This window comes from Allobosea eneae, assembly GCF_042657265.1.
Taxonomy (GTDB): Bacteria; Pseudomonadota; Alphaproteobacteria; order Rhizobiales; family Beijerinckiaceae; genus Allobosea; species Allobosea eneae.
In genome coordinates, this window is record NZ_JBHSLW010000023.1 from 133,061 (window position 1) to 151,496 (window position 18,436).

The 18,436-nt window shown below is 62.9% G+C and carries 14 protein-coding genes and 1 tRNA gene; 8 read left to right on the plus strand and 7 right to left on the minus strand.

Annotated features, from left to right (window positions below; genetic code table 11):
• Positions 1 to 200: 200 nt before the first annotated feature.
• Positions 201 to 662 carry an iron response transcriptional regulator IrrA gene (irrA, locus tag ACFPOB_RS15715; protein WP_210187991.1) on the plus strand — a complete coding sequence of 154 codons (462 nt, stop codon included), beginning with the start codon at positions 201 to 203 and terminating at the stop codon, positions 660 to 662.
• Positions 663 to 860: 198 nt separating this feature from the next.
• Here the strand turns inward: irrA and ACFPOB_RS15720 are convergent, their stop codons facing one another.
• The gene (locus ACFPOB_RS15720; protein ID WP_092155440.1) at positions 861 to 1,397 is read right to left on the minus strand and encodes an SH3 domain-containing protein; all 537 of its coding nucleotides are present in this window, start codon (positions 1,395 to 1,397) and stop codon (positions 861 to 863) included.
• Between the two features lie 243 nt (positions 1,398 to 1,640).
• Between ACFPOB_RS15720 and ACFPOB_RS15725 the strand changes: the two genes are divergently transcribed.
• Together ACFPOB_RS15725 and ACFPOB_RS31165 are read left to right on the plus strand one after the other, a co-directional pair.
• The gene (locus ACFPOB_RS15725; protein WP_092155441.1) at positions 1,641 to 2,636 is read left to right on the plus strand and encodes a 2-hydroxyacid dehydrogenase; all 996 of its coding nucleotides are present in this window, start codon (positions 1,641 to 1,643) and stop codon (positions 2,634 to 2,636) included.
• Between the two features lie 59 nt (positions 2,637 to 2,695).
• The gene (locus ACFPOB_RS31165) at positions 2,696 to 2,788 is read left to right on the plus strand and encodes a zinc-binding dehydrogenase (protein ID WP_465248447.1); all 93 of its coding nucleotides are present in this window, start codon (positions 2,696 to 2,698) and stop codon (positions 2,786 to 2,788) included.
• A 6-nt stretch (positions 2,789 to 2,794) separates the two neighbouring features.
• On the opposite strand, the gene ACFPOB_RS15730 is transcribed toward ACFPOB_RS31165, so the two are convergent.
• On the minus strand, positions 2,795 to 3,796 hold the full coding sequence (locus tag ACFPOB_RS15730) for a complex I NDUFA9 subunit family protein (protein ID WP_377799354.1): 1,002 nt from the start codon (positions 3,794 to 3,796) through the stop codon (positions 2,795 to 2,797).
• 181 nt (positions 3,797 to 3,977) lie between these two features.
• Here ACFPOB_RS15730 and ACFPOB_RS15735 point away from each other — a divergent pair.
• Together ACFPOB_RS15735 and ACFPOB_RS15740 are read left to right on the plus strand one after the other, a co-directional pair.
• Positions 3,978 to 4,064 (plus strand) — tRNA-Leu (locus ACFPOB_RS15735).
• Positions 4,065 to 4,145: 81 nt separating this feature from the next.
• The gene (locus ACFPOB_RS15740) at positions 4,146 to 5,876 is read left to right on the plus strand and encodes a tyrosine-type recombinase/integrase (protein WP_377799355.1); all 1,731 of its coding nucleotides are present in this window, start codon (positions 4,146 to 4,148) and stop codon (positions 5,874 to 5,876) included.
• Between the two features lie 187 nt (positions 5,877 to 6,063).
• Here ACFPOB_RS15740 and ACFPOB_RS15745 read toward each other — a convergent pair whose 3' ends face one another.
• The 5 genes from ACFPOB_RS15745 to ACFPOB_RS15765 all read right to left on the minus strand — a co-directional run bounded on the left by ACFPOB_RS15745 (position 6,064) and on the right by ACFPOB_RS15765 (position 11,412).
• Entirely contained in the window at positions 6,064 to 7,449 is a 1,386-nt protein-coding gene (locus ACFPOB_RS15745; RefSeq protein WP_377799356.1) for an AAA family ATPase, read from the minus strand.
• Positions 7,406 to 8,392, minus strand: a complete 987-nt coding sequence (locus tag ACFPOB_RS15750) for a hypothetical protein (RefSeq protein ID WP_377799357.1) — start codon at positions 8,390 to 8,392, stop codon at positions 7,406 to 7,408. Before ACFPOB_RS15750 ends, ACFPOB_RS15745 begins: the two co-directional genes overlap by 44 nt.
• A gap of 113 nt (positions 8,393 to 8,505) precedes the next feature.
• Positions 8,506 to 9,453: a hypothetical protein gene (locus tag ACFPOB_RS15755; protein ID WP_377799358.1), complete on the minus strand. Its 948-nt coding sequence runs from the start codon at positions 9,451 to 9,453 to the stop codon at positions 8,506 to 8,508.
• Between the two features lie 92 nt (positions 9,454 to 9,545).
• Positions 9,546 to 10,955: an exonuclease domain-containing protein gene (locus ACFPOB_RS15760; protein ID WP_377799359.1), complete on the minus strand. Its 1,410-nt coding sequence runs from the start codon at positions 10,953 to 10,955 to the stop codon at positions 9,546 to 9,548.
• Positions 10,956 to 10,965: 10 nt separating this feature from the next.
• Positions 10,966 to 11,412, minus strand: coding sequence for a hypothetical protein (locus tag ACFPOB_RS15765; protein ID WP_377799360.1), 447 nt, complete (start codon positions 11,410 to 11,412; stop codon positions 10,966 to 10,968).
• Positions 11,413 to 11,874: 462 nt separating this feature from the next.
• Here ACFPOB_RS15765 and ACFPOB_RS15770 point away from each other — a divergent pair, with 462 nt between their 5' ends.
• The 3 genes from ACFPOB_RS15770 to ACFPOB_RS15780 all read left to right on the plus strand — a co-directional run bounded on the left by ACFPOB_RS15770 (position 11,875) and on the right by ACFPOB_RS15780 (position 18,354).
• The gene (locus ACFPOB_RS15770) at positions 11,875 to 13,101 is read left to right on the plus strand and encodes an AAA family ATPase (protein WP_377799361.1); all 1,227 of its coding nucleotides are present in this window, start codon (positions 11,875 to 11,877) and stop codon (positions 13,099 to 13,101) included.
• Positions 13,098 to 13,670: an RloB domain-containing protein gene (locus tag ACFPOB_RS15775; protein ID WP_377799362.1), complete on the plus strand. Its 573-nt coding sequence runs from the start codon at positions 13,098 to 13,100 to the stop codon at positions 13,668 to 13,670. Before ACFPOB_RS15770 ends, ACFPOB_RS15775 begins: the two co-directional genes overlap by 4 nt.
• 160 nt (positions 13,671 to 13,830) lie before the next feature.
• On the plus strand, positions 13,831 to 18,354 hold the full coding sequence (locus ACFPOB_RS15780; protein ID WP_377799363.1) for a hypothetical protein: 4,524 nt from the start codon (positions 13,831 to 13,833) through the stop codon (positions 18,352 to 18,354).
• Positions 18,355 to 18,436: the final 82 nt, after the last annotated feature.

Below are 18,436 nucleotides of genomic sequence, written 5' to 3' on the forward strand. Positions count from 1 at the left end.
CCTAACACGGCGTCGCTGCAGAGCAAAAGGGTCGGCGCGGTTCGACCGTGGAAGATCGCAGCCCGTTTCCTGCCAAGGCACCGCGTCCAAGCCTGCCGGCAGCGCCGCGATGCTTGCGGCTGGGCAACCAAGGCCTTACATCGAATCCAAACGATGGTGTCCCGATCATGGGGACGGGTTTCACGGAGTCGACGCGCGGCATGGACGGCCAGACGCAGGACCAGGGCTACGGATCGGACGCGCGGCAGGGCTGCCCCTTCCACGATGTGCGCCAGAAGCTGCGCCGGGTTGGCCTGCGGCCGACACGCCAGCGCGTCTCGCTCGGCTGGCTGCTCTTCGCCAAGGGCGACCGGCACATCAGCGCCGAGATGCTCTATGAAGAGGCGATGAAGGCGCGCGTGCCGGTCTCGCTCGCGACGGTCTACAACACTCTGCACCAGTTCACGCAGGCCGGCCTGCTGCGCGAACTTGCCATCGACGGCGCCAAGACCTTCTTCGACACCGACAATAGCGACCATCACCATTTCGTGGTCGATGGCGAGGACAAGGTGATCGACATCCCGGCCTCGGCCGTCGACGTCGCCGAATTGCCCCCGCCGCCCGATGGTTACGAGATCAGCCGGGTCGACGTCGTGGTCAGGCTGCGCAAGGTCGGCGGCTGAAGCGCCCGGCGGCGCGGGCGTGTTTTGGCGCTTCGACCGAAATCACCATGCCATCCCGGACAAGCCACGCCAGCGGCGCCGATCCGGAACTCATTCCGGAGCCTTGCCGATAAAGGTTCCGGAATGCGTCCTGGGTCTTCGCTTCGCTACGCCCGGGAAGACCGGCTCATTTCACGAATCTGTTGGAACCACAGGCCCCTACTGCACGGTCTCATTGGGATAGACCCCCCAGAGCCGATCCTGCTTGATGTAGCCGACGATCTTGCTGACCGTAACGCGGCACCAGGTGTTCTGACAGGACTGCACGTTGGCGATCACGCCGGGCTCGAGCGTCGCGACCACCGGCGCGCTTTCGCTGTTCGTCTCGCGCAGGGAGAAGGTCTCGCCCTTATTCTTCGACCAGGGCGAGACCAGAACGGTGCGGCGACCGGAGAGCAGGCTGTGCAGCACCCAGCCTTCGGTGCCGTCAGCATCGCGGACGCGCCGCCAGGTCTCGAATTCCGCGGTGACCTCGACCGGTAGGCCGGCGCGCTGGAACACCCAGCTGGTACGGTGCTCCTTCGACGGCCCCTCGCGCAGATTGACCCGGTCGGACTTCAGGCTGACATAACGCGGTAGCGGCAGGCCCGAGACGGGCCCGCTGGCGACCTCCTGGGCGGCACTCGGCATCGCCGCCATGGCAAGCCCCGCGGCAAGCACGAAGCCGAGCGCATCGCGCATCGTCTGAACCGTCATCCAACCCACTCCTAAACCTGCCCACTTTCGACACGCGCCGCGCCGAAGGGTCAGGTTGTGTTCCGCCGCAACGCTGCTAGACAACGAGACGGCCGCTGATCGTAAGAACTATCCGACTCAATTCCTGATGCGCCTCGGTTAATGGGGGGTTGAGGCGGAAAGGCGACAGTGCGGCCACTGGTCGCGCCCGGCAGGGCGTATACTGGGAAGATCGCAGCCTGACGGGCCTTCAAGGAGCCGCCCATGTCGAAGAAGAAGCCGCTGGTCGTCGTCACGCGCAAGCTGCCCGCCGTGGTCGAGACGCGGATGCGCGAGCTGTTCGACGCCAGGCTCAATCTCGACGACACGCCGATGAGCCAGGCCGCTCTGGTCGAGGCGATGAAGACTGCCGACGTGCTGGTCCCGACCGTGACCGACAAGATCGATGCCGGTCTGATCGCCCAGGCCGGAGAGCAGCTGCGCCTGATCGCCAATTTCGGCAACGGCGTCGACAATATCGACGTCGCCAGCGCTGTGCAGCGCGGCATCACCGTGACCAACACGCCGGGCGTGCTGACCGACGACACCGCCGACATGACGATGGCGCTGATCCTCGCCGTGGCCCGGCGCATCGCCGAGGGCGCCCGCATCATCACCGATGACGAATGGGCCGGCTGGTCGCCGAACTGGATGCTCGGCCGCCGCATCACCGGCAAGCGCCTCGGCATCGTCGGCATGGGCCGGATCGGCCAGGCCCTGGCCAGGCGCGCCGCCGCCTTCGGCCTGTCGATCCACTACCATAACCGCCGCCGGCTCGATTCGCGGATCGAGGAGGCGCTCGACGCCACCTATTGGGATTCGCTCGACCAGATGCTGGCGCGCATGGACGTGGTCTCGGTCAACTGCCCGCATACACCGGCGACCTATCACCTTCTCTCGGCCCGCCGGCTCAAGCTGATGAAGCCGGACGCCATCCTGGTGAACACGGCCCGCGGCGAGATCGTCGACGAATCCGCGCTGTCGCGCATGCTGGAAGCCGGCGAGCTCGCCGGCGCCGGGCTCGACGTGTTCGAGCATGAGCCGGCCGTCAATCCGCGCCTGCTCAAGCTCGCCCGCCAGCACCGCGTCGTGGTTTTGCCCCATATGGGCTCGGCCACACATGAGGGCCGCGCCGACATGGGCGAGAAGGTCATCGTCAACATCAAGACCTTCATGGATGGGCACAAGCCGCCGGATCGCGTCCTGCCCAGCATGCTCTGAGAGGTCTACCGAGACTGACGCCTGACGCGACAGTCTGCGCTTGCGGTGCTCAAGCACTGATCCGCGCCAGCTTTCCGCTGGCACAAGCGAGCGCCGCCCACGCGGCGCTCGAGAGCCGGCAAACCACTGGCAAACTCGTGCGTGTGCCCTGAAGTCGATCAGCTGGCGCGGGCGGTGGCGAACTGCCCCGCCTTGCGGAAGCGCCAGAGATAGCCGGGCACCTCGGCCTCGAACGAGACGGGGGCGATGCCGAGCCCGCGCAAGGTGCGGCCTTCCTTCTCCGCCGTCTCGGAGATCACGTTGTCGCTCTCGAGCAGGCTGACCTGGTCGCGCGTCAGGATGAGTTCGTCCGGCAGGAGGCCGAGCGTCAGCATGTCGGCGATCTCGAGGATCTGGCCTTGCAGGCGGGCGAGGCCGAGCGGCATCGGCGCGATCAGGCGCTTGCGGCCGGTGACCTCGCAGACATAGTCGACCAGCTCGCGCAGCGTCTTCGTCTCGGGGCCGCCGAGCTCGTAGACCTTGCCGCCCGCGACCTTGCCATCGACGGCACGGGCGATCGCCTCGGCGACGTCGCCGACGAAGACCGGCTGGAACTTTGTGTCCGCACCCGCGAGCGGCAGCACCGGCAGCATGCGCACCAGCGAGGCGAAGCGGTTGAAGAAGGTGTCCTCCGGCCCGAACATCACCGAGGGGCGCAACACGATCGCCTGCTTGACCAGAGCATGGACTGCCGCCTCGCCCTCCGCTTTCGCGCGGGCATAGGCCGATTTCGAATCGGCATCGGCGCCGAGCGCGGAGACCTGAATCAGCCGGTCAACGCCGAAATTGGCGCAGGCCAGCGCCACGCCGCGCGCGCCCTGCGCCTGCACCGAGGCGAAGCTCTGCCGGCCCTTCTCGCGCAGGATGCCGACGAGGTTGATCACCGCATCGGCGCCCTTGACGGCGGCCGCGACCGAATCGGGATAGCGCAGATTGGCCTGCACCGCAGTGACCTGGCCGACGCTGCCGAGCGGCTGCAGGAAGCCGGCAAGGTCCGGGCGGCGCACGGCGGCGCGCACGCGATAGCCGCGTCGTGCCAGCGCCCGCACGACATGCCGCCCTAGGAAGCCCGAGCCGCCGAAGACCGTGACGAGTTGCGAAGCGGGAGGCAGGACCGTCATGATGACGCGAAGCTCCGTTTGGAAGCGCTGAAAACTGACTCTATTGTGCCTGTCCTAGTGCATAGCAGCGCGGCTGTGAAGGCGGTGAGACGCCGCCTCCAGCGCGACCGATACACTATTGTCAAAAAGCCGGCTTCGCCCGTTGACAGGCGCGTTCGGCCCCCGTAAACGAACCGCCGTTGCCCAGGTGGCGGAATTGGTAGACGCACCAGCTTCAGGTGCTGGCGCTCGCAAGGGCGTGGAGGTTCGAGTCCTCTCCTGGGCACCACTCTTTCTCGCTTTTGCGTCAAAGAGTTAAGCATTGATAACGGGTTAGGTGGTATCCGCTTTCACACTGCGGTTTCACACCATGGCCCTTCAGATGCCTCGTCCCTTCGCTACCAAGTCGGGATCCTACTATCTCAACGTGAAGGTGCCGCTGGCCCTTCGCGCGCTGGCCCGGGGGCAGCGCGTCAGCCTGCCTGTCGCCGGCGAGCAGTGCAGCGTCGTGATCAGCGACAAGGTCTTCCTCTCGCTTCGGACCAAGGAAGCGAAGGTCGCCAAGGAACGCTTTCCCCTCGCGCTCAACGCCCTCAAAGCCTTCTATGAATCGCTCGGGCAACCGCCACAGACTCTCGGCCCTGTTCAGGTGCGTGCGCTGGCCGGCGAGATCTACAAGCAAGCCGTCCACGAGGTCGACCACGACGGCGCGATCGCGGAGGAGTTCCAAGCCTATCGCGACGAACTCGCCAGCGTAACCGCGCAGCATCTCGAGGCGGGCGAGAGCGAGAAGATGGCCGAGCTCGAGGCGGCCATCGAAATGCCGGGCGAGCGCGCGCTCATTGCCTGGGGCCTCAAATACGGCGACCCGATGATCTCGCGCGAAGAACTGCTCGAGCGCTATTTCGGCACGATGGTCGATGACCTCGTCGCGAAGTATCAGATGCGGGTCGACGCAGGCACGCGAGCCAAACTCCTCAACGCCGCCGAGCAGCTCGGCCAGGACTTTGTCGAGGCCGCCGAACGGCGCCTGACGAAGTACGATTATCGAGACCCGGTCGGCGAGAACCTGCCTTCATTCACCCCTCCCCCGCGCCATCCTCAGGCACAGCCGCTGCAATCGGCTCGCCGCGAGAACGTCCTGACGATCGACGCCCTGTTCGAGCGCTGGAAGGAGGCCAAGGGAACGAAACGAGCGCCAGCTACATACAGGCGCTACGGCCACTCGATCGCGGCGTTCCGCGAATTCTGGGGTGATCGGGATGTCCGGCTCCTGACGCAGGAGGACATCTGGCAGTGGGCCTTGCAGCGAGAAAAGAAGCCAGGGGTCCGCGCTGACACCGTCAACAAGAACGACCTCGTCGCCATCTCTTCGATCTTAGGATGGGCAACGCAATACCCGTCGGGACGGCTTCTCAGTGTCAATCCGGCAAAGGGGGTGAGCGTTGAGCCCGACAAGAAGACACAGAAAGATGACAAGGGCTTTGGCGACGACGAAGTCGCGGCGATCCTGAAAGCTGCTCGCGCTGCCCGTCCCAATCCGCGCTACCCCCGCGCCGCGGCGTCGCGGCGTTGGACCTCATGGATCTGCGCCTATACCGGCGCCCGCATTCAGGAGGTGTGCTGGCTGAAGCGCGAGGACATCAGGATCAAGGACGGCATCTGGGTGATCCACTTCCAGAAGACGAAGACAGACGTCGAGCGGACGATCCCGATCCACGATGCTCTCGTCGAAGAAGGCCTGCTGGCGTTTTGTGAGAAGGCGCCGGACGGCTATCTCTTCGTCGGCGACACCCCCCAGAAGCCGGGCTCGACGCGCACCCAGCAGGAGCAGCGCGCGAGCGAGTTGGCCGAGTGGACCCGGGAACAGGTCAAGCTCGACGACGACATCAGCCCGAACCATGGCTGGCGTCACACCTTCATCACGCGCGCCGAAGAGGCCGGCATCAAGAAGCGCTACGTGAACAAGATCTGCGGTCACAATCACGGAAAGGATGTGTCGGACGGGTATTTCTCAGCGCGCCCCAAAGCGCTCAAGATGAGGATCGATGCGTATCCCCGCTATGAACTGGATGGTGTGATGAACACGGACAAGACCTAACCGCGGATTGACGATATTCTACCGTTCTGACCGGTCTGGTTGCGACAGGCAGTCGACCAGATCGGAGGACGCGTCGTAACGGCGAAGCGGCCCATCCTTTTGCGAACTGACTTCCGCTGAAGTCCACCTCGCAGGCGACGAAGGCAACGCCGGTCCCTTCTCTCCAGGAGGCCTTCCCGACCTTGCCTCACTCTCGATCTGCCTCGCCTTCCGTCTTGGGCCTCATGAACCCGATCTGCGCGGGGCTCGCCTCGCGGGACGCAAGGGTATCCGCGGCTCTGATGTCGGCCGACTCGAGGACTTTTCGTCCCTGAGCGGCAGCAAACCCGAGCGCGAGGCGCAGCACGCGGCCGATCCGACGCGGATTGCGCCTGGCGAGGACGGCGAGGACCGCGTCGCCCGGCATCGGCAGACCGAGCGGCGTGATAATCTTTGCCGCGATCTGCTGCGTCACTGCGATGAGGGCATCACCTATCGGTGTGGCAATCGGGATGACCAGGAACCGATCCAGAATGAAGTCCGGCAGGACAGAGACGTCGTTCGCCGTCGCGATGAAGATCGCATGCGAGACGTCGAAGCGAACGCGTAGATACTCGTCGAGCAGGGTCGCGGAGTTCTCGCCCTCGAGGACGTTGAGCAGGATGTTGTAAGGCTGCTCATCCCTATGGGTCATAAATTTATCGACCTCGTCGAGGAGGAAGACCGGGCTCGCTGATGATGACGTAACGAGCGCTTCGGTCAGGAGGCCCATCCTGGCGCCGCGCCAGCTCGTCGGGTGCCCAGTGATCAGCTGCATTGCGTCGGAGTTCATCGCGCAGGACCATGCGTGCACCGGCACGCCCAGTATGGCCGCCAGCGCCTTTGTGTAATACGTCTTTCCGACGCCGGGGGGCCCGACCAATAAGAGCGGCGGGATCGCAACCGGCGCCTCGGCTAGCAGCGAGAGCGCCATAGCTCGGTCGACGAGATCGGTGACAGCGACGAAGGACGGAGACGTCCTGCGCAGCTCATCGAGTTGCTCGCGCATCCGTTGCGCCCCGAACAGAAGCGGCTTCCGGGTCGGCTGCTCGGTCAGCCAGCACAGCTTGTTGAAGCGAGACGCCTCCTCATTGCCAAGATGGGAGGTGTCGCCATTCTCGATGGCGAGAAGACGCAATTGTTCGCCGACGTCGGCATGACCGAAGATGAGCGCGGTGGTCTTCCGCCAGTCCGTCTCCGGCCCGCGAGCGATCTGGGCCTCCGGCTCCGGGATCTCGGGACCGGAGAGTCCAGGACCGTTCGCGTTCCCGGGGCCGCCGTTGGGCCGCTGGTCCGTCAGATGTGTCAGCAGGATCTCAGCTCCGATGTCGTCGCTATCTGCATCGTCCGGCGTCTCGTCTTCAGGTGTGTGCATCATCGTGATCCGCGCTCCGCGGCGCTCGATGCTTTCCGCGGGGTCGACCGCTTCGGTCTTCCGCCTGCCGCAATCCCAACGAAAAAGGCGGCGCCGGGTGGCGCCGCCTTCCTGTCGTCGCAGCCGGATGATTGGCTCAGACGATCTCGATCCAGTCGCTGGTGAACAGCGCCTGGTCATGAAGTCCCAGCCGGCGATGAACCCAGATCGCCTCGTCAACCATATGCCGGACGATCGCCTGCATGTGGAGCGGGTCGGGGCGGCAGGTGCGGTCGTTGATGATCCGCGCCACCGCTCGCTTCTCGTCGAGATCGGCCTTGAACCGCGCCGGCCAGATCATCGCCTGGCAGGCGCTGAGATAGGCGAGGATCTGCGCGCCCTCACCACCGATCCGCAGCTCGCGGCTTGCGCCGTCGACGTTCGAGCGCGCGAGGTCGAACAGGCGCTCGGCGGTCGTGAACATCGTGACGACGCGCTCGCGCAGGTGGCTGAAGCTGGGCCCGCTGCGCGCGAACGCGATCCACGCTTCGGGCGTGATCTCGAGGATCGGCTGACCGCCGCGGATCGGTAGGGCATCGCGCAGATCGTAGCGGCTGCGCGGCCAGGCCGACAGGTTGCGGTCGTCAGGTCCGGGAGCCGGCGGTGCCGGCGGGACGCTCAGTTCGCCGACATGGAAGGCGGCCCGCATCACCCGGATCCGCCGGGCGGTCTTCGAGTCGAGCGACGCGACATAATCCGCCTCCTGATCCGTGCCGAACGGTCCACGCCCGTCAGCGAGAGCAAGCTTGGCATCGACTTCATCGAGCGTGTCGGCCGGCCAGGCGCAGACCAAACTGTCGAAGAGAAGCGCCGCGAGCTCCATGCTGGCTGCGATGGTATTCGCTTCCGGATGCCGGGCATCGGCATAGGCAACTCGATGCGCCTCGTGGTCGAGTTGCCGCGACATCCGCGCGGCCTCCTTCAAGTTGGGCTGGCTCTGCCGGAATGCGATCAGCTCGCCGAGCGCGGGATCGTTGCCGATGCCAGAGGTCAGCGCCTCGATCGGATCGCGAAAGCGCTCGCCTTCGCGAAGCGTGAGGTTCGTGGCGGGTGGCGGAAGCCGGCCCTGATCTTTATTGGACATGATGTGTTTTCCGTGGGTGACAGCCATCTCGACTGCATCCCCTCCCGGATCCCGGAATCGCGAAGGGGCGCCCAAAGGCGCCCCTTCGTCTTCGCTCGTTCCGTGCTTGACGTTCAGTGGCCCCGGATGGCTGTGGTAAGCGCTTGGGCCGCGCTGCTGAGCTCGCCGATGACGCCGCCGGTCAGGGCGGCGAAGGCGATGATGCTGCGCAGCCGCGCTTCAGGCAGGCGCGGCGCGAGAGCAAGCGCCCGATCCTTGGGGAACGCGCCTCCGTTGACGAGGTCGGCGTAGAGGCAAGTGCGCGCGAGATCGGCCGTTGCCAACAGCGTGGCCCCGCGCCGCGCGCGTTCGAGGCGGTTGAGCGTCTCTGCGCCAAGATTGCCTACGGCGATCATGCGAGCGATGCGCTCCGCATCGTCGAGCAAGAGGCCAGCGCGCTCGACGAGTTCCGCGACTTGCGGGAGATTCTGCATGAAATCGACCAAGCTCGGGCCTTGCTCCAGACGGAACATGGCGGGAACGCCGTCTCGCATGATCGCCGCAGCGGGCGGGGCAGCGCTCGCCAGAACAAAGGTCCTGCGCTGGCGCTCGCCAATGGCTATCGGCAGAGGACCGATCTCGAAAGCGAGCGCGGCGGCCTCGATCATGGCGGCATCGCCGGACACGTGCAGCTTGGAATCGACGCTCTCGGCGACGAACTCGCGTGCTAGGAGATCGTCGGCGGTTCGCGGCGGCATGATCGCCACCGCGATGGTGGACGCGGAGTTGAGCACCGTCAGCGCGGTCAGCATGTCGAGGCATTCGACGACCTGCGGCTTCGGCGAGGCCTGGGCGAGCGCGAGAAAGCGCTCGGTCTCCTGCGCGAATCCGAGGGCGCGGCCGGCGGCGGCGCTGATGAGGAAACGCTCAATCGCGACGTTCGCGTAGGCCGCGTCGCGATCGCCGGAGCTACGAAGCTGGCGCGCGATTCCGTCGAGATCATCGACGACAGGATGAATTGCGGGCTCGAACACGATGTCTTCGAGCGAGGTGGCGGGCGGAATGTTGGTCTGCATGGTCATGTCCAGAAGTTTTTGGGGGTAACTGCCTCGTGGCAGCGCCTCTCCGCTTTCCTTCCGAACGGCCGGCGCCTTGGGCGCCGGCCACTTTCCTATCACGCCGCCGTCTGGTGGCGCTCATTTCGCTCGCGCAGCCAGCTCTCGATGGCATCGAGATGAGCGTTGCTGTCAGCATCCTGCTGATCGACCGCGGCGCGCAGTTCCGCGACCTCCTCAAGTGCCCGCGGCAGAGTCAGCCAGGGGACGTCTTCTTCTGTCGTCAGCCGGTCGCGCAGCCAATCGCGGCCCTTGCGTCTGGCTTCCTGAGACAGGCATTCCGGCGCCTGCAGGAACATCTGCCGGTTGGCAAAGGCCTGGAGGCGAACGTCCCCCAAATGGCGCACGAGCGCACCGCGTTGGTCCCAAGGTAGCTCATGCCAGCGGGCGCTGATGCGCGCGTCCGCATCGGTCAGGAATCCGCCCGAGTAAAGAGTCGCATCGGGATAAATCGACGGCTGCCGATCAGCGAAGCGGTTCTGCAGCGCCGCTGTGAGATGGCGCTGGAAGGCCTGGTGCTGTCGGATCATGCGTGCGCGGTCGTGGTAGACCGCGTCCGGGAGCCGATCGGCCGACAGCGCATGCTGCGCATCCTCCCATGCCAGCACGATCGGTTGCGAATTGGTCTTCACCATCCGCACAGGTCGCGAGCCCGAACGCGTCAGCAGCTTCGCGACCTCTTCCGCCGTCCCATTGAGATAGCTCACCGGATCGATCGAGAGATCGGCCGTGGCCCACGAGGTCGCATTGTCGGGGCTGGGCATGATGCCGACCGCCGGCACCAGCGCCGAATGCCCACCGAGACAGATCAGATCGCCGCTGGAGAGCAGCCGGATCGGCCCGGACTTGTGCGCATTGGCGAGCATGAGTGCGACCGTCCCCGGGGCGCGCTCCTTCAGCAGGCGGAACAGCGCGAGCGTCGCGCGCGCATCGAAAAGCGCGTCATGCGCCTCGTCCTCGGCGAGCGGGATGCCGTTGGCCCGGCAGACCGCGCCGAGCTTGAGCGAGCGCTTGCCATCCTCTCCGACGGGAATCGCGATCGCGTCGGGCTCCAGCATGATCGCCGCCCGCAGCATGACGAGGAGATCGGCTCGCTTCAGGCCCATCGCCTGGGTCGAATAGGGCGGCAGGAGATGGCTGAAGAAGCTGTGCCGGAGCACCTCTTCGTCATAGTGCAGGGTGTTATAGCCGAGGATCGTGGCGGGCGACCACGCTCGGATCGCGCGGGCGATCTGGCCGAGCATGTCAAGGCACGACATGGGTGCCTGGTCCAGCTGAGATGGCCGGATCCCAGTGGTCAGCAGCGCTCCGGGGCTCGGCACGACATGGGCCGGCAAGGCGCAGCGCAGTGAGAGCTCACCGAGCGGACGCAGCTCCTCATCCGTGTAGATGAGGGCGGCTTGCAACGGCACGTTCCAGGCCGGATCGAGACCGGTCGTCTCGAGATCGTAGATAATGAACGAGGACATGGCGGCGACCCTACTGCACGCCGCTCGGACCGGCATCGTAAGACGTCTTGCGCAGCTCGATCCCGAGCGCGCTCGCATCAGCATGCATGGCGATCTCCACCATGTACGCCGTGCGCGAACGCTTCATCTCATCCGGCAAAAAGCTCATCGACTCATAAATCTCGATCTTATGAGCGAGCTCATGCTCATCGCGCGCAGGAACCTCGGCGATCAGCAGCGCGAAGGTTCGCGCCATCGATCGCGCCCCCTCCGCCATCTGCCGGCCATTGAGGCCGCCATGGTCTTCGTACACGCGGTCGCCATCATGATCGAGCAGCAGGGCGTGCGCCATCGCCGCCTGCCACATCGGAAACATCTGGCTATGCTTGGTGCTGAGCCGATAGGCTCGCGCATATCGCGCGAGATCAGCGGCCGTCGGGCGCGCGTCGTCTTCGGCCGCCGCAGCGCCGTCATTCACAGTCTTCATGGGATGGTCCGTTCGGGTTCCAGGACCCGGGACGGCCTCACCTGCTCATTCCCGGGGGTTCCCGACTTCGGGTTCCGGATCTCTTCGCTTCACTGGGACATCAGGCAGGAATCCGCCTCCCCCGCCCCGCCACGGAGGGGAAAGGCTGGCCCATATCCGACTCTGGGAGCGTCCGGTTTCGGGCAAGCAAATCGGCCGCTTTGGGTGGATTACGAGCCACGAATACGCAGTCTGACAATACAGGAAGACAGGTCATTATCGTAGGCCTGTCCATAATACCGCCTCTGTACCGATTTGGTGGAGGCAGGCGCATGCTAGCCGGGATAGAGCGCGGCCGCTGACATCAGCGGCGACGGCACGGCGCAAAATCGCGCGAATTCTGAAGCCTATAATCAGATGATTGACAAAATTTCGTTGAAATGGCTATTATAGACAGTAGCAGGAGAGTCTCAGTTGCTTTATCGATTGGAGATCGAGAATTTTTCGTCGATCCGGGACCCCCAAGTGCTGGATCTCACGATCGCGCCCAATGTGCCCGATCCGGACTGCCGCTTTGCACCGGTGTTCCCGGGCTCGGAACTGCGTGCGCCAAAGGTCGTCGCGCTCTTTGGAGCCAATGCGTCCGGCAAAACGACTGTGCTCCGCGCGCTCGAATTCCTGTTCACGTTAGTCCGCGACAGCGCGCAGCGAACGGTTCCCGGATTTCCATGCGAGAGGTTCAACGACGACGCGTCGCGCTCGCGTCCCATTCGCATGGCCGTTGAACTTGGCGGCGCAATGAATCTCTCTCACGACGTGCTCCGGCGGATGGAGGCTGGCGAAGACGTTGAATATGGCGTCTATCGGTATGAGCTTGTGCTTGAAGTCGTAGATGGCCTGCCGCAACGAATTCTGACCGAGGCGCTTCGGCAAAAGCCCAAGGGCCAGGGGAAGTGGCAGCGGGTTTTCGAGCGCTCGGAAGACGGGCAGGTCAAGGACTCCAAGACGTTTCCGCTTTCGGGTTTTCACCACCTGCTCAACACGCTCAGGCCAAATGTCTCGGTAATTTCCTCGTTCGCGCTGTTCCAGCACCCGGCGGCATCGCTATTTGTCGAAGAGGCCCGAAAGGCATTTTTTCTGGTCGGCAACGCGAACTTGGTTCAGGACAAAAGCGTAATCGACTTCTTGGGCGCTTCACCGGATCTGCTCCCACTGCTGAATAAAGAGCTGAACAGGATCGACGTCGGCGTTGAAGGCATGCGCTTCGAGCCCACACCGAACGGACCGCAGCCCATGTTCAAGCATTCCGGCCTCGAGCTGGAAATGCCCTGGGCTCTCGAGAGCCACGGGACGCGCAGCTTCATCAGAATGTTTCCGGCGCTGGCGATCACACTGCGCCGGGGCGGCCTATGCGTGATTGACGAGTTTGATCTCGCGATCCATCCGCTTGTCCTGCCCGAGATCACACGCTGGTTTTACGATTGCCTCAACAAGAACCCGTTGGACGCCCAGCTCTGGTTCACCTGCCATTCGGCGTCGCTTCTGGACGACCTGAACAAGGAAGAGATCGTCCTTTGCGAGAAAGATCGCGATGGCCGTACCAACGTCTACAGCCTGATGGATGTCAAAGTCCGCCGCGACGACAACCACTACCGAAAATATCTCAGCGGTGTGTATGGCGGGGTTCCGAAACTCGGATGAGAACGCGCCGCGCCTTTATTCCGCCACGGAGACCCATATTCATCGGCTGCGAGGGTGAGTCTGAACAGGGCTATGCCGGCTTTCTCCAGGATCTCGTCAGAGAAGCGGACCTCCCCGTCCATCTTATGATCGAAGTGCTCGGGCCAGGCGCGGGTGACCCCCTTAGCCGCGTTGAAATGGCCGTGCGAAAGCTGGCCCATCTCAGAAGGACACGGGCTGCGCCGGTCGAACGATTTGTTCTTCTGGACACTGATCAGGCAGAGATGGACCGTGACCGCGCGGAACGTGCTCGGCGTCTCGCCGGGCAAGAGGGGATACAGATCGTTTGGCAGGAGCCATGTTTTGAGGCCCTTTTGCTCCGGCACTTTCCAAATCGTGCCGCCAATCGGCCGCCAGATAACCAGGCTGCACAGCGCGCGATCGAGCGGGAATGGGCGGGGTACGCTAAACCTGCCAGCCGAGCGGAGTTGGCGCGCAGGGTCGATCTACAAGGCGTTGTCCGCGCTAGTGCCGTTGAACCGGACTTGAAAGCTATGCTTCGATGTATCGGCCTGATCGGCGAGAACTGACCGGCGACGTAGTGGAACAGCTTGATAATACTGCTGGGGTTGGTTTGCACTACCCGATTGGCGATTTCTTCCGCACACTAGCCAGTATTTTCTTCTTCCGATTTCAAAGCCCTAGTGCGTTTTTTCTGAACCGAATCGGTCTATCTTCCAATTTATGAATGTGCTGGGCAAAAAGCACTCGGACGACCTCCGGGCTGCCCTTCAAAAACTTTATCACTCTGGTCCCAACGGATTCGAGGGGCTGCTTGCGATTGTGCTTGGCCGGTTGACCGGGCAGCCCTTTCGGCTTGCCAGTTCCGGGACACAACGGGGCCGAGACGGCGATTCCGCATTTGATGGCGGAGAAACCTACTTTGAAGGCAAGCGCTACGAAACCAGCCCCGACAAGAAAGAAATCTCAGCGAAACTGTACGACCTCGCTATTGATGATAAAGGCCAGGTTGATTTGTGGGTTTTGGGAGCGACGTGCGAAGTCGTTGCCCAGACCGTCACGGACGCACGTGCTTTCGCCGCTCGTTTCGGAATCGGGATCGCCACGCTCGATTGGTCCGACACAAATCTTGGCGCGCTCCTCATCGGCACTGTTGCGGCCGCAGACGAAGTCAAAATTTTCCTGACCGACATGCTCGAGGGAACGCCCGATGCGCATCTGGTCCCGCCGGCGCACGCGGCCATCGACTATTTCTCGGGGCAGGCTGATATGCCCGATCGGATCGCAACCTTGAGGGCGGCGCTTTCTGTGGAAGAGGCGGGCCTCGGGAGCGCTCGCACTCTGAACCATGAATGGCTGGAGCGGTTGTTCAAAAGCCGGGTCCTCGCGCGTGCTGAATTCGGGCAACCACTGGCGCCGCTCGACCCGGCAGGGCTGACGGCTATTCACAGGCCGAAGCAATCCGAGCTGATAAATGCGTTCTCCGGACGACCGGCTGGCGAACTCTACGTCGTTATCGGGGATGAGGGCGTCGGAAAGACATGGCTTTGCGCAAATGCGTGGCTTCAGGCAGCTCCGCGGTCCCTGCTTTTAATCTGCACGGCCGACGAACTTCTCGAAGAAGAGGCAACTTCGGATTTCGAGACGTTTTTGGTCCGGAAGCTTATCCGGCAGACCAGCGGGTCCGTCTCGGAAAGGGCGCTTGCTCGTTGGCGTAGACGAATAAAAGGTTGGCGTGCCAATCCGTCGCCGGGCAATGTCCGGATAACGCTGTTGATCGATGGCCTCAATCAGCCTCGAAACGGCGACTGGGCGAGATGGATCGATCGCGCGGCTGCGGAACTTGGTTCGATGGGCGGCTGTGTTGTCGTGACGACAAGGTCCGCGCACTGGGCGTCCATTCAACGGTCTCTTGTCTCGGCGGTAAAGCTCCTCACAATCGCGCCCTGGACGATTGCAGACGTGAAATCGCTGCTGACGAGCCGGGGCATCGACGCCGGCAAGGTACGAAGCGAGGTGCTGAATTCTCTGCGCAATCCGCGCGTACTCGGCTTAGCCATCGATCTTTTGGAGAACAAGGATGTCGAGCGTATCGGACAGCTGAGCGTCGGGCGTCTGATATTCGAACAGGTGCGGAAGGCGACCGTCACGGGTGCTCTTCCTTTCCAGCCTGTTGAATTCGCAGAGCTCCTGAAGCAATTGGCGAGTGACGTCATCGGTCGCCTCAGCGGCCCGTCGCCGGATGACCTGCTGATTTTCAACGCGACAAGCCGCGATGCGCTTCAGGCCGCTGCAACGACCCGGTTCTTTGAACCTGTCGCCGGCTCCGACCTGGAATACGAGATAAAGCCGGACGGTCTTAACGTCGGACTGGCTCTCTACCTCGTCGACGCCCTTTCCAAGGAACATCGAAACAAGCGCAATCCGCGAGACATCCTGGCGGCAATTCTCGAACCCATCGCAGCCCTCGATGAAGTCGCCAAAGTTGTCTTTACGGCCATCCAGGTCGCATGTCTGAAGGACGATATTCACACCGAGGTGAGGACCGCGCTGCTGGAGCACCTGGTATCGCTACAGAATCCCCCGGCCGATGAGGTCGACGCTTTCGCACTTCTGGTCAAAAAAGCGCCGGCGGCGTTCCTCGCAGCCATGGAAAATGTGCACTGCTCGAGAATCCATTACACCAACGCCGAATGGCTGCTTTACGCATTGATGCATCACAGCGATGTGCCGGCTGTCTGGAGCGAGATCGCATCCAACGCAAAGAGCTGGCTGTCCTATTATTCGCTCGCTCCCGAGCGGATGATGTTCAAAACACCGGGGCGGGATCCGGTCGAGCAGGTGGATGAAGAACGAGAAAAACGTCTGAAGAAAATTTCAGAATCCACCGGCCATCTTACGAAACCTGAGCGGGATTACATCGAGAAGAATCTCACCGAGACAGATCGTTGGGATTTCGATCCGCTTCTGAAGACAACATTTTACATGCTTGCCGGCAAGCCTCTGGCCGGTTTCGCGCCATTCTTCATGCGCTATTGCTTCTCTGATGCCTACGGCCCGTCCATACACAGCGCTGATAAAATGTTCCGTCAGCTCATCCGTTTCAATCGCACGGACTGGAACGCGACGAGGGATGCTCTTTTGGCGGAGCTGGAAACTCTGCCCGAGGCTGAAAGCTCCAACGTCGGCAAGTGGGCGCGCGTCGAGGTGTTGAGAGCGACCGGCGCATGCGATGACGGCCTGAAAGCCGAAACTCTGGCTGAGTGGCTCGTCCGCGATCGAGAGTCATTCTCCGGTTTTTCCCGTCGGGAAAGATACTGCGCCTCAGATCCATGCGACCCCGTTTCGGCAAAGCCGGACAATGTCGACGCGACAGCACAGGCGTATCGCGCCATTGATCCCGCCAAGCTGCTCACTCACATGGGCCAGGCGGAAGGCGACCACTTCTTCGGCGGTGCCCGCTGCGCAGTGGCGCGCTTCCATCTGGCTGATGCTGTTTCTCCTCATCGTGCCCTTGCCGATAACGTTCTTGGCAGAAGCGGATTTCCTCGCCGCCAGGGTGTTCTTGGCCTTCTGGAGCATTCATCCATTTTGACACCGGCGCAGGCCAGAGGCTTCCTCGTAGCTGGGCAATCCAGCACGATATCCCATAAGCAGGATGACGCCGATGGAAGGGACGAGTGGCTGACAGCTCAGCACTCTGTTCGGCTCGCAGTTCCCCATCTTCCGCCGGACGAACAATTGGACGCCATCGCGGATGTTCGTGGCGACTTGTTTATCCTCAATACGATCGAACAGCTTCTGCCGGCGTCAGAAGCAAAGGTTGAAAGCGTTCTCGAAAAGGTGCTTCAGAACGGTTCGGAGAGCGCCCAGGCTGCCGTGCTCGCCGCGCTGATATATTCCGGCCCCGCGATGTCGGACCGGGCGCTCAGGATTGTTGCCGACCTCTGCCAGTCGGAAAAAGCCATTGTGCGCAGCCAGGCGCTTGGCGTGGCGGCTGCGTCTGCTAATCCGTCTCTTTTGTCCGCAGTGGTGGCGACCGGTTGGGATGCACGGAAGCTGAAATCGGAGACGGCGACATTCGAGGCCTGGTACGGCTCCTCGGCGATCCTTGAGGCCGCGAAACTGGGCGAGTTGTCTATCGAGGATGCGCTCGATCGCATGCATCTCAATCATTATGGGTTTGCTGCGATAGGCCTTGGTGCAAGTGGGGCAGCGGCTGTTATTCCGCGGATCGAAGCAGCTCTCCGGAAGGCGCTCGGGTATGGCGACGCGCCTCAGCTGCCGGGTATGACCACCACGTCGCCGAACCTTCGGGATCCCAAGCCTCCTTTGATGTCGCTGGAGGATCCGCCGGCGCAGGATCACCGGGAACAACTGGATCGCTTCGGGGAAACGACTGCCGAGTTCAACGACCGGCAGAAGCGCATCGGGCGCGCCTATCAGGGCTTCACCCGCGAACTTTCTGCAGCCGATGCGAAGCTGATCCTGACAGACCTGACCTATGACGGCGTCAAGGCACTGGCGGATGCTGATCCCGATGCTGCGAAGACATGGCTGTCGATGCTTGATTCCGCCAACGACGCCCAGCTCCGTCACCTCCACCACGTCGCATTTCAGCTTGGTATTGCGCTTTCCAGGACGGGCAACGGTACGGCTTTAGCATTGGTGCGGCGGGTTGCGGATATCAAGCCGACAATCCGCCGTATCACGGGGGCGGCCAAGCTTCCCATGGAAACCCTTTTGCTATGGGCTAACGCGGACGTCGCTTCGATCGAGACCATCTGCAGGCAGAGATTGGTTTCTCGCCATCATGACGCCGATATCGCTTTCGAGGTTCTGGCCGCTTCATTGTCCGCACGTCAGGGGATTGTCGAGGCGGTTGTCGATGAGCTTCTTCATCGAGGAGAACCGATCGATTGTTGTCTCGCGCTGATGGTGTCGGGCTTTTCCGATAGCAGCGATCACGCCTCTGCGGTGCTCGCCCGCTTCGTAAATGCCCAAGGTTTCATTGGACAGGCCTATCGGGCTGCCCAGGCGGCCTATGAACGCAATGCCTGGTCAAAGGTCTGGTATCAGCAAATGATCGACGCGAAGGATCAGGAGACCTTCTGGCAAGCCTCCGTGATGCTCTCGAAAACTGTCGATGCCCGGTTTGATCTCTGGTCGACAGGTGCCGACAGTGGAGGCGCTATCTTTGAGGCGTTTGAGCTGACTGTGAGACCTGCGCTTGAGCGTAGCCCTCCGGCGTGAGCCGCCTTTTTCCGCAGATGTCGATGGCCGATGATGTGCCGATGATTGGCGCGTGAGGGTGGTCAGTGTCCATTAAGGCGAT